The organism is Pseudomonas sp. 10C3 (assembly GCF_036346185.1).
Taxonomy (GTDB): Bacteria; Pseudomonadota; Gammaproteobacteria; order Pseudomonadales; family Pseudomonadaceae; genus Aquipseudomonas.
Map to the genome: position 1 here is coordinate 285,183 of NZ_JASJVE010000003.1, position 11,899 is coordinate 297,081.

Below are 11,899 nucleotides of genomic sequence, written 5' to 3' on the forward strand. Positions count from 1 at the left end.
AACGGGCCCTGAATGTGGCCCGTTCGTTTGTCCGGCTATCTGTCTGCCTTGTCGTTTTTTTTTGTAGGCTCTTTCCTGTTCTGCGTTCCAGCCCTCTACTCGGAAGGTTCTCTCGGCGAGAATCCCCGGTCGTACCCACGTAGAGGAGCCGCCGATGTTGGATCCAGTCACCGAGCCTTTTTTTCGCCTGGATATCCCGAACCTGTCCCACAGGCTCAACGTGCTGTCGTTTACCGGCACGGAAGCGATCAACCAGCCTTTTGCGTTTGAGCTGGAAGTGGTCAGTGAGTCCTCTGATCTGAACCTGCAAAGCCTGATGTACCGGTCGGCATGGTTGAGCTTTGTGGACACTAAAACCGGGATCAACGGGCAGATCCATGGCGCCGACCAAAGCCGTCGAGGGCCGCATCTCGGCCACTATCGTTTAAGCCTTGGTCCTCGGCTCGCGTGCCTTGCCGGGCGTTCTAACCAGCGGATCTTTCAAGGCCTGTCGGCCCCGCAAATCATTGCCAGGGTGCTCAAGGAGCATGGCATTCGCGCCGATGCGCACCGCTTTGAACTCAGCGGCACCTACCGTGAACGCATGTATTGCGCGCAGCACCATGAGTCGGATTTGCAATTCGTTCAGCGCCTGTGTGAGGAAGAGGGCATTCATTACCATTTTCAGCATTCAAGGCGCTGCCATATGTTGGTGTTCGGGGATAGCCAGGGTGGCTTTCGACGTGCGCCGACCTGTCCTTTCCAGACGGAATCGGCGCAAATAAAGCCCCGCAAGGTCCCTGCCGCACAGCATGCAGTTACTCGCTTTTCCGTCAGCACCGCTGACGGTGGGCAGGACAGTCGCCGCGCTCTGGAGCAGGCCGAGGGCGAAAGTACGGCGCCTTATCTGGGGGCCGGACTGCTATTGCCGTTGAGTGAGCATCCGCAAAAAGAGTGGAATCATCTCTGGCTCCTGACCGAGGTTCAGCACCGGGGTTATCAGCCGCAGGAGCTCGATGAGCTGTTGGCCGCCGTCATCAGCTCCGACTCGCCGTACAGCAATCATTTCCAGGCGACGCCGTGGGAGGTTGGCTTCCGCCCTTCGCCCGTAACGGCTCGGCCGCCCATGCGGGGTGTGCAGCGCGCGCGGGTGGTGGGCCCTGTTTTCGATCAGGTGTACTGCGACTCGATGGGCCGGATCAATGTGCAGTTCGACTGGGGGCTTCAAGGCGAGGGCGCGCAATACGCCAGCTGTTGGGTGCCGGTGTCTTCGGCGCTGGTCGGCGAGGGCGATGATGAGAGTGCCCAGCCGAGGGTCGGCATGGAGGTGATGGTGAGTTTTATCCACGGCGACCCCGATCAGCCAGAGGTAACCGCGTACTTGCAACGTCAGGGGGCGGAGGGCTTTGACCGCGCAGACAGTGCCCATCCCGAGTCTGTTTCTGACCTTGCCGGGTCAGACGCGAGTGAGGTACCGCGTCAGGACGAGCAGGTTCTGCGGATGCGCCTCGATCCGCGAACGTTTGTCAGCGAAGGGCAAAAAATCGAATTGTCTGGCGGGATCACGCTGACGTTCGAAAAAGACAGCGAACTGTTGTTTAGCGTTGGCAGTAGCTCGGTCCTCCTTAGGCATGACGGTTTGAAACTGAGCAGTGCGCAGATCATGTTTAACGCGGACCCTGCGCCGCAGTCTGCAGCGGACAAGCTCCGCGATGAAGCCGAACTGCACGCGCGAGCCAACGAACTGCTGGAGCTGTTGCAGGCCGGTCATCCGTTGGTCCTGCTGTGTCAGTTGCCTTCGGGTGGAAGTTTTGCCCACTGCCAAAGGACGCCTTGCGCCTGTCGGGCGATGACGCGAATCGACGGGGAGGGAGCGCCATGAAAGAGTCCGATTTCAACGGGTTTTACAGGCCTGACAATAAATGGTTATTGCTTGATACGCCGAGCGTGCCCGGCCTGGCCAGTCAGCTTAAAAAGCGCTTCCCTCGCACCCGCTGCTACGAACTGTTTGCGGACACGGAGATGCACCTGATCCGCAAACAGGGCCCGCTGCTGGTGTCCCTGCGCCCCGACGACCCCTTCAACGTTGTCTGCGAGAGTGAGACGGCGGCCTGGCCAGGTCTGACTATTTTTTGCTCGGCGCCCAAGAACGAATTGTTGGCCCATTTGCGGCGCATGCTCACTGTTCGTTTCAGCGATCACTACAAAAGCCTGATCACTTATTACAACGCCCAGACCGCCTCCTATTTTTTCGACTCGATGGACGTGCAGGCGTTGAGCCGCTGGTTGGGGCCGATAGACTCGATCAGTTGGGTCGGCGGCACTTGGGCAGACAAAGCCGACGACTATCAGGACCGGCTGTACCTGAACAATCCGAAGCTGGACGTTGTGCCGTTGACGGCCGAACCCCAACTCAGCGTCCAGCAAGAGAAAAAGCTGCAACAGTGCCTGCTGGAACGCCATGCGTATTTCTGGAGCCGTGCGACAGACAACAGCTATCGCAAGACCCTGCGTCATCTTCAGGAAGGCCTGCGCCTTGGCTTCAATGATCCACAGATTCTTGATGAATGGCTCGGGTTGAGGGCCAGGTTTCCGACGGCCTCGTTGCCCTCGAACCTGGCAGACATGGGGCAGCAGGTGCGTTTCGACAACGTGCGTAATTATTGGGAGGGCGGACGATCGTAGTTTTACGCGCGCGGTCAGCTCAATGAGTAGGGGTCAATGTCCAGCGTTGGCAAACCAGCCATTGCTGCGGTTCAGGCGCCAGGCAAGTATGCCCAGCGTCGCGCCGCGCAGCAGCATGAACACCATGAACGTCAGCCACAGCCCATGATTGCCCAGGCCTTGGGCGAACCAGGCCAGCGGCGCCACGAGCACCACGCTGAGGACCATGGCATTGCGCATCTCCCGCGCACGGGTCGCGCCGATGAACAGGCCATCGAGCAGATAGCTCCAGACCGCAACCAGCGGCAGCGCAGCCAGATAAGGCAAGTAGATAAAAGCGGTCTCACGCACGGCCGGGATATCGGTTTGCATCTGGATAAACAGATGCCCTGCGAACATGAACACTACCGCGAACGCGACACTGGCTAGCAGGGACCAACCGGCAGCAATCGTCAGCGAACGGCGCAACGCGGCTCGGTCATGGGCGCCAATGGCGTGACCGCACAGGGCCTCCACGGCGTGGGCCAGTCCGTCCAGTGCATGAGCGGTGAGCAGCAGGCCGTTAAGCAGTAGCGCGTTGGCGGCCACCGTGGCGTCTCCCAATCGCGCACCTTGTACCGTGATCAGAAAAAAGACCGATTGCAGCGCCAGACTGCGAATGAAGATGTCACGGTTGACCGCCAACAGTGGCCGCCAGCTCTGCCACAAGGCGAGTGCCTCCCACGCGACTTTGCCGGGGTAGGCACGTAATGCTTGTTGGGTCAGCGCCAGGCCGAGAAGGGCGCCGGTCCATTCAGCCAGCACCGAGGCCCGCGCTGAACCGACCACGCCCCACTCCAGGCCAATCACAAACCACAGATTGAGGGCGATGTTCACCAGGTTGGTGGTCAATAGAATTGCCAGCGGGGCACGGGCGTTCTGGGTGCCGAGAAACCAGCCGACCAGCGCGTAACTGGCCAGTGCAGCAGGCAGGCCAAACAGGCGGGTGTGGAAAAAATCCAGGGTCAGTTGCTTGAGATCGGCCGAGGGCTGCATCAGGCCCAGTGCCAGTTGGCTGAACGGTAAGGCGAAGAGGCCGAGCACCAGCGCCAGCAGTACGGCCAGCAGCAACCCTTGCAACAGGATTTGCCGCAGCGCTGCTCCATCGCTGCGCCCGGCAGCCTGCGCGGCAAACCCCGTGGTGCCCATGCGTAGAAAACCCATGGCCCAGGCGAGGAAGGTGTACAGGCTGGCCCCCACTGCGACTGCGCCCAGTTGATGGGCATGCGGCAGATGGCCGATCACCGCACTGTCGACCAATGCCACCAATGGCACGGAAATATTGGACAGAATCATCGGTCCTGCCAGCGCCCAGACCCGGCGATGGGTAGGGCGGTCGCGCCAATCGTTCAGCAGTGTCGACATGAAAGCTCCCTGGAAGGTGCGCAGTGTAGCAATCCCCATGAGAACAAAGTCTCAATCCGGCGGTCTATCTGCCCACTGCGCTGCCCGTTAGGTCGCGGTTGCTCTATAGTTCACCCTCTCTCTACCGCTGCCGATGAGTGACCCATGCTTGACAAAGGATTGTTTCTGGCCTGTGTGCTGACGCTGCTAAGCGCCTGCGATTCGTCCACTTCACACAAGGCTGCGCCGGCCTCCGCACCCAATCCGGCCGCAGCGGTCGTTGAGTCGAGCAAGCCCAAACCGGCACTGGATCTTTCTGCCCTGAGCCAACGCTATGCGGGCCGTGAGCTGACAGTGGTCGATGTCTCGGAAATCCAGGTCGAGGGTGCCAGCACCCTGTCCGTGAGCTTTTCCGTACCGCTGGACCCGGAGCAGAAATTCGCTGAAAAGCTGCACCTGGTGGACACCAAAACCGGCAAGGTCGACGGCGCTTGGGAACTCTCCGACAATTTGATGGAGCTGCGTCTGCGCCATCTTGAGCCTCAGCGCAAATTGGTCCTGACCCTGGATGCCGGTCTGCTCGGGGTGAACAAGGCCAAGCTGGCAGCGGAATACATCAGTCGTCTGGAAACCAGTGATCTGCAAGCCACCGTCGGTTTCGCCAGCCGTGGCAGTCTGTTGCCGACCCGGTTGGCCGAAGGTCTGCCGGTGATCGCGTTGAACGTCGCCAAGGTCGATGTTGAATTCTTCCGCATCAAGCCCGAATCCCTGCCTGCGTTTCTCAGCCAATGGGGCCGTAGCAGCATCTTGCAGGGTTATGAATCCAAAGACCTGTTGCCCATGGCCGATCTGGTCTATGGCGGCCGCTTCGACCTGAACCCGGCGCGCAATACACGGGAAACCCTGTTGCTGCCGATTGCCGGCCTCAAGCCGTTGCAACAGCCTGGCGTCTATCTGGCGGTCATGCGTGCTTCGGGCACTTACAACTATTCCCAGCCGGCGACCTTGTTCACCCTGAGCGACATTGGTCTGTCGGTGCACCGTTATCAGAATCGACTGGACGTGTTCACCCAAGCGCTGGAGGGTGGCAAGGCCCTGAGCGGTATCGAGCTTGAACTGTATGACGCCGATGGTCGCGTGGTCGGCCAGGGCAAGACCGATAACGCCGGACACGCCCAATTGCCATTGCCAGCCAAGGCCGAAGTGCTGCTGGCGCATCAAGGTGAACAGACCAGCCTGCTGCGCCTGAACAGCGCGGCGCTGGACCTGGCCGAATTCGATATCACGGGGCCTAAAGCCCACCCTCTGCAATTCTTCGTCTTCGGCCCGCGCGATCTGTATCGCCCCGGCGAAACCGTGTTGCTCAACGGCCTGCTGCGTGACAGTGACGGCAAGGACGTGAAGCCGCAACCGATTAGCGTCGAAGTGCGTCGACCGGATGAACAGGTCAGCCGCAAGTTCGTCTGGGAAGCTGATGCGACATCGCTCTATCAATATCAGTTGCAACTCGCGGGTGAAGCACCGACCGGGCGCTGGCAACTGGTCTTCGACCTCGGCGACGGCAAACCGCAGGTGTATGAATTCCAGGTAGAGGATTTCCTGCCAGAGCGTCTGGCGCTGGAAATCAAGGGCAGCGACACGGCGCTCAACCCGGCCGACAACGCTGATTTCAACATCAATGGCCGCTACCTGTACGGCGCCCCAGCATCGGGTAATCGCCTGACGGGCCAGCTGTATGTCCGACCGTTGCGTGATGCAGTAAAAGCCTTGCCCGGTTACCAGTTTGGCTCGATCACCGAAGAGGAGCTGAGCCAGGACCTCGACCTGGAAGAAAGCACCCTCGACGCCAATGGCGAGCTGAGCCTTGAGGTGGAGAGCAAATGGGCGCAGGCCAAATCGCCTCTGCAACTGATACTGCAAGCCAGCCTGCAAGAGTCTGGCGGACGCCCGATTACCCGGCGTTTGGTGCAACCGGTATGGCCAGCGGATCGGCTGCCGGGGCTGCGCGCCTTGTTCGACGGTGATCAGACCGATGGCAACGGTCCGGCAGAATTCGAGTTGTTGGTGGCTGACAGCGAAGGCCACAAACTGGCAGCCGATAACCTCAAGGTGCGGCTGGTGCGTGAGCGCCGCGACTACTACTGGAACTACTCGGAGAGCGATGGCTGGAGCTCTCGTTACAACGAGAAGTTCCTGAACCTTGACGAAGAAACCCTGAGCATCAAACAAGGCGACACTGCCAAAATCAGCTTCCCGGTGGAGTGGGGCCCATACCGCGTCGAGGTCGAAGACCCGGCAACCGGGATGATCAGCAGCCTGCGCTTCTGGGCCGGCTACCGCTGGCAGGACAATGCCGAAGGCGGCGCGGTGCGTCCGGATCAGGTCAAATTGGCGCTGGACAAACCGGCTTACGCCGATGGCGATACGGTCAACGTCACCGTCACACCTCCGGCGGCAGGCAAGGGTTACTTGTTGGTCGAGTCCAGCGACGGGCCGTTGTGGTGGCAGGAAATCGACGTGCCGGCTGAAGGCAAGCGCTTCGATATTGCGCTGGATAAACAATGGACGCGGCATGATCTGTACATCAGCGCGCTGGTGATTCGACCGGGCGAACGCAAAGCCAATATCACACCGAAACGTGCGGTGGGCGTGCTTCATCTGCCGCTGGATCGCTCACAACGCAAGCTGGCGCTGACGGTTTCGACACCCGAGAAAATGCGCCCCAAACAACCGTTGACCGTCAAGCTGCAAGCAAAAAATGCTGATGGCAGCGTGCCCAAAGAGGTGCATGTGCTGGTGTCGGCCGTGGACGTGGGCATCCTTAATATCACCGAGTACCCGACGCCAGACCCGTTCGCCAAGCTGTTCGGGCGCAAGGCGTATGGCGCTGATCAACTGGACATCTACGGGCAACTGATCGAAGCCGGGCGGGGTCGTTTGGCGAGTCTGGCGTTCGGTGGCGATGCAGCGTTGGCCAAGGGCGGTAAGCGTCCGGAAACCAGCGTGACCATCGTGGCGCTGCAAAGCGCGCCGGTGACCCTGAATGCGCAGGGCGAAGGCGAAATCAGTGTCGATATCCCCGACTTCAACGGTGAGCTACGGGTCATGGCGCAGGCCTGGACGGGCGAGCGTTACGGCATGGCTGAAGCTAAAACCGTGGTCGCCGCACCGCTGATTGCCGAACTCTCAGCCCCACGGTTTCTTGCGGGAGGCGATCAGACTCAACTGGCACTGGACCTGTCTAACCTGTCCGGCAAAGCACAAAAACTTACTGTCCAGCTCAGTGCTGAAGGGCAACTGAGCGTGATCAACGCCAGCGCCGGTCAGAGCGTTGAATTGGCTCAAGGCCAACGCATCACGCTACAGATTCCGGTACGCGCCGAAGGTGGTTTTGGCCAAGGGAAAATCAAAGTGGTCGTGCAAGGGCTGGACTTGCCGGGGGAAAACCTGCCGGCGTTTAGTCGAGAGTGGACCTTGGGTATACGCCCGGCCTATCCGGCGCTGCTCAAACACTACCGTGCGGTGCTCAAGGATCAAGCCTGGAGTCTGCCCGAGGGTGCGCTTGAAGCCTTTGAACCGGCGGGTCGCGAAGCATTGCTATCGGTGTCGAGTCGTCCGCCGTTGAACCTTGGCGAGCAGATCCGGGCACTGAAAGCCTACCCTTATGGCTGTCTGGAGCAGACCGCCAGCGGCCTGTACCCGTCACTGTATGCGGATGCCGCGAGCCTCAAACGCTTGGGGCTCGAAGGCGAGCCGGATGCTGATCGCAAGCGCAAGATCGAGCTGGGGATCGAGCGGCTGCTGGGCATGCAACGCTACAACGGCAGCTTCGGTTTGTGGGGCGCCGATGGCGAAGAGGAATACTGGCTGACCGCGTATGTCACCGATTTCCTCCTGCGGGCCCGCGAACAAGGATTTGCCGTACCACCTGAGGCCTTGAAAAAGGCCAATGAACGGCTGTTGCGTTACCTGCAAGAACGCAACCTGGTCGACGTCAACTACAGCGAAAATGCCGAACACACCCGCTTTGCCGTGCAGGCCTATGCAGGCTTGGTGCTGGCGCGCAGCCAACAGGCGCCGTTGGGCGCGTTGCGCAGCCTGTTCGACAGGCGCACCGATGCGCGGTCCGGTTTGCCGCTGGTGCAGCTGTCGATAGCGCTGGAAAAAATGGGTGATAAACCGCGTGCCGAACAGGCGCTGATCGGCGGTCTTGCGGCCACCCGCAAACCCAATGACTGGCTCGCCGACTATGGCAGTCCGCTACGCGATCAGGCGCTGATTTTTGCGCTGCTCGAAGAGAACAACCTGGCGGCAGACAAACGCGAAGAGCGGCTGTTTGAGCTCTCGGATCAACTGGCGGCCACGCAATGGTTGTCGACTCAGGAACGCAACTCGCTGTTCCTCGCCGGGCGTGGTGTGCTCGGCAAGCCGGAAGCCAACTGGGCCGCGCAATTGAGCAGCGGCAATCAAACGCGTGAACTGAGCAACCATCAGCCGGGCCTCAAGCTTGAAGGCGCAACCCTGGCGTCGCCGTTGTCGTTGCAAAACACAGGCAGCACGACCCTGTATCAACAGCTGACTATTTCCGGCTATCCACAGCAGCCGCCGTTACCGGGGGGTGAAAACCTGAGTATTCGCCGCGAGTACTTGGGTATGAAGGGCCAGGCGCTGAACCTTGATGCGCTGAAAAGCGGTGAGCTGGTGCTGGTCCATATCGAGGTCAAGGCCAGGCAGCGGGTGCCTGATGCACTGGTGGTGGATTTGCTGCCGGCCGGTCTGGAGTTGGAGAACCAGAACCTGGCGCAAAGCGCGGCCAGCCTGGCAGACGCCAGCAGTGAGGTCAAAGAGTGGCGTGAGTCGATGCAGAACGCCGGGCTCAAGCATCAGGAGTTCCGCGATGACCGTTATGTGGCTGCGCTGAATCTGGATGCCTTCAACACCACGCACCTGCTGTACCTGGCGCGAGCGGTGACCCCGGGCACCTACCGTGTGCCGCCGCCGCAGGTTGAATCCATGTACCGGCCTAACTGGCACGCCTTGGGTGACGCGCCGGCGCAGATGGTGGTGAAGGGGAAATGAGCCTGTAACCGTCGATCCGGCAGGGCAGGGTTTGCTAGTGAATTATCCAGCTCAACAACCACAGGCCCAGAATCAGATAAATGATGCCGAACACGATCGAGGCGCGCATGAAGGCGCGGATGGCGGAGTACAACAGCATCAGGCCGATGATCAGCGCCAGGATGCTGATCAGCGACGTGTCCATGCCCAGCGTTCGGGACAGGCCTTCGACAAAATTGCCACCGGCATGAGCCAGCAGATTGAATAGCCCATCCAATCCGTTCACGATAAATCGAATCACGGCGCCCAGCGCCTGGCCGAGCCATTCGAAAAAGCTTTCTACCTGCATGTCTGATTCCTGATGAGGCTAATAAAAGAACACCTGTGTTCGCTTGGGCTATCGGTCGGCTCTGCGAGTTCCCGAGATAATAGAGGCTCTTGCGCTTGAACCCCCGAAAACTTGCGCGCTGGACGATGGGCAGCCTGTTGCTGCTGATCGCCTTGCTGTGGCTGGCCGACCATCTCTGGCCGTTGCCGCTGCCCAAGGATGATCTGGCGCGTGTGGTCCTGGCCGAGGACGGTACGCCGCTGTGGCGGTTTGCCGATGCCAATGGCGTGTGGCGCTACCCGGTGACGACTGATCAGGTGTCGCCGTATTACCTCGATGCCTTACTGACGTATGAGGACCGCTGGTTCTATCAACATCCGGGGGTGAACCCGCTGGCGTTGCTTCGGGCGACCTGGCAGAACCTCAGCGGCGCACGGGTGGTGTCGGGCGGCAGCACGCTGTCGATGCAAGTGGCGCGTCTGCTCGATCCGCATTCGCGAACCCTGCCCGGCAAGTTGCGCCAGTTGTGGCGCACGGCACAGCTGGAATGGCATTTGTCCAAGGATCAGATTCTCGGCTTGTACCTTAACCGGGCGCCTTTCGGTGGGACGTTGCAGGGCGTGGCGGCCGCCAGCTGGGCATACTTGGGCAAGTCATCCTTGCAGTTGACCCGCGCCGATGCGGCGTTGCTTGCGGTCTTGCCTCAGGCGCCGAGTCGTTTGCGCCCTGACCGCCACCCCAGGCGAGCGCAGGCGGCGCGTGACAAAGTGCTCAGGCGGCTGGCCGAGTTTCAGGTCTGGCCACAATCAGCGGTCGATGAGGCACTGGAAGAACCGCTGCTCCTGGCGCCGCGTCAGGAACCGAGCCTTGCGCCGTTGCTCGCCCGGCGCTTGAACCGCGCCGACAGCCCGCCGCTGATTCGCACCACTATCGACGCTACCTTGCAGCGTCGCCTCGAAGACTTGCTGCTGGGTTGGCGTGCGCGCTTACCGGAGCACACGTCGGCGGCGATTCTGGTGGTCGAGGAAGAGACCATGGCGGTGCGCGCTTACCTCGGTTCGGCTGACATCAATGATGCCCGGCGCTTCGGCCACGTCGACATGATCAGCGCGCTGCGCTCCCCGGGCTCGACCCTCAAGCCCTTTCTGTATGGCATGACACTGGACGCCGGGCTGATTCATTCCGAATCATTGCTGCAAGATGTGCCGCGCCGTTATGGCGATTATCGTCCGGGCAATTTTTCCTCGGGTTTCAGTGGCGCGGTTTCAGCCAGCAGCGCGTTGGCGATGTCGCTGAACCTGCCAGCGGTGCAATTGCTCGAAGCGTACGGCCCGAAACGCTTTGCCGCCGAGTTGCGCAACGGCGGTGTGCCGCTGACCCTGCCGCCGTTGGCCGAGCCGAATCTGGCCTTGATTCTGGGGGGCGCGGGCAGTCGTTTGGAAGACCTGGTCAGTGGTTACAGCGCCTTTGCTCGCGGCGGGAAAAGCGCCAACCTGCGCCTGCAACCGCAAGATACATTGCGCGAACGAAGGATGCTGTCGCCCGGTTCCGCGTGGATCGTGCGGCGTATTCTCAGCGGTCAGGCTCGGCCGGACATCGACCCCCACGCCGACTTGGTCCAACGCCCGGTACTGGCCTGGAAGACCGGCACCAGTTATGGCTTTCGCGATGCGTGGGCAATTGGAGTGGGGCCCCGATTCCTGATCGGCATCTGGATCGGTCGCCCGGACGGCACGCCGGTACCGGGGCAATTCGGCCTGGCGTCGGCGGCACCGTTGATGCTCCAGGTGCATGACATGCTGATCAACCGCGACAGTCAACGCGGCATTACCGCCCCCGTGCAACCGGTGCCGATGAACGTGGGTGTCGCGGCGATCTGCTGGCCATTGGGCCAGCCCATGAGTAAAAGCGATCCGAACTGCCGACGTCAGCGTTTCGCCTGGACGCTGGACAACACCACGCCGCCGACTTTGCAGGCCGCCGATCAACCGCTCGGCCTGGGGTTGTTGGAGAAAATATGGGTCAATGGCAAAGGCCTGCGGGTCGCCGCCAATTGCCCCGACGCACAGCCTCGGGACATAGCATTGTGGCCTGCGCCGCTGGAACCGTGGCTGCCGCGCCTGGAGCGCCGTGACGCCCGGATGCCGCCGAGCGATCCCGAGTGCCCACCCCAAGCCTCAAGCCTGGCTGCACCGTTGTCGGTGGTCGGTGTGCGAGAGGGGGATCAGTTGCGCCTGCCGACGGGCAGTAAAAACTCGCTGCGTCTCACCCTGTCGGCGTTGGGTGGCAGTGGTCGGCGCTGGTGGTTTATTGATGGTGTGCCCACGGCCGACACGGCTGACCAAGGCAGCTTCAACCCGACCCTGAGCCGGTTGGGACGCTATCAACTCAGCGTCCTCGATGAAGGCGGGCACACGGCACGGGTTGAATTCAGTGTCGTGGATTGAGTCGATCCCCTGTCCTTGATCCGCATCGTCGTGGCGACCT

Annotated in this window: 6 protein-coding genes; 4 read left to right on the forward strand and 2 right to left on the reverse strand. The window is 61.1% G+C overall.

All coding sequences use genetic code 11. The annotated features are described in order from the left end of the window. The first annotated feature begins 154 nt into the window (after positions 1 to 154). Positions 155 to 1,861 carry a type VI secretion system tip protein VgrG gene (gene vgrG / locus QN399_RS04640; protein ID WP_323565883.1) on the forward strand — a complete coding sequence of 569 codons (1,707 nt, stop codon included), beginning with the start codon at positions 155 to 157 and terminating at the stop codon, positions 1,859 to 1,861. Continuing rightward, positions 1,858 to 2,664: a DUF4123 domain-containing protein gene (locus QN399_RS04645; RefSeq protein ID WP_322177666.1), complete on the forward strand. Its 807-nt coding sequence runs from the start codon at positions 1,858 to 1,860 to the stop codon at positions 2,662 to 2,664. The genes vgrG and QN399_RS04645 overlap by 4 nt, the downstream gene beginning before the upstream one ends. Before the next feature lie 33 nt (positions 2,665 to 2,697). Here the strand turns inward: QN399_RS04645 and QN399_RS04650 are convergent, their stop codons facing one another. Continuing rightward, entirely contained in the window at positions 2,698 to 4,047 is a 1,350-nt protein-coding gene (locus QN399_RS04650) for an MATE family efflux transporter (protein WP_330200617.1), read from the reverse strand. A gap of 144 nt (positions 4,048 to 4,191) precedes the next feature. Here QN399_RS04650 and QN399_RS04655 point away from each other — a divergent pair, with 144 nt between their 5' ends. Continuing rightward, complete coding sequence (locus tag QN399_RS04655) at positions 4,192 to 9,105, forward strand: alpha-2-macroglobulin (protein ID WP_330200618.1); 4,914 nt, start codon at positions 4,192 to 4,194, stop codon at positions 9,103 to 9,105. Positions 9,106 to 9,139: 34 nt separating this feature from the next. Here the strand turns inward: QN399_RS04655 and QN399_RS04660 are convergent, their stop codons facing one another. Further along, entirely contained in the window at positions 9,140 to 9,433 is a 294-nt protein-coding gene (locus QN399_RS04660) for a hypothetical protein (protein WP_322177669.1), read from the reverse strand. A 95-nt stretch (positions 9,434 to 9,528) separates the two neighbouring features. On the opposite strand from QN399_RS04660, the gene pbpC reads away from it, so the two are divergent. After that, the gene (gene pbpC, locus QN399_RS04665; RefSeq protein ID WP_330200619.1) at positions 9,529 to 11,859 is read left to right on the forward strand and encodes a peptidoglycan glycosyltransferase PbpC; all 2,331 of its coding nucleotides are present in this window, start codon (positions 9,529 to 9,531) and stop codon (positions 11,857 to 11,859) included. The last annotated feature ends 40 nt before the right edge of the window (positions 11,860 to 11,899 follow it).

Bases quoted from the DNA above. Each gene is read 5' to 3' on its own strand.
- QN399_RS04655 (WP_330200618.1), top strand. From the start codon at position 4,192: ATGCTTGACAAAGGATTGTTTCTGGCCTGTGTGCTGACGCTGCTAAGC.
- QN399_RS04650 (WP_330200617.1), bottom strand. From the start codon at position 4,047: ATGTCGACACTGCTGAACGATTGGCGCGACCGCCCTACCCATCGCCGG.
- QN399_RS04645 (WP_322177666.1), top strand. From the start codon at position 1,858: ATGAAAGAGTCCGATTTCAACGGGTTTTACAGGCCTGACAATAAATGG.
- vgrG (WP_323565883.1), top strand. From the start codon at position 155: ATGTTGGATCCAGTCACCGAGCCTTTTTTTCGCCTGGATATCCCGAAC.
- QN399_RS04660 (WP_322177669.1), bottom strand. From the start codon at position 9,433: ATGCAGGTAGAAAGCTTTTTCGAATGGCTCGGCCAGGCGCTGGGCGCC.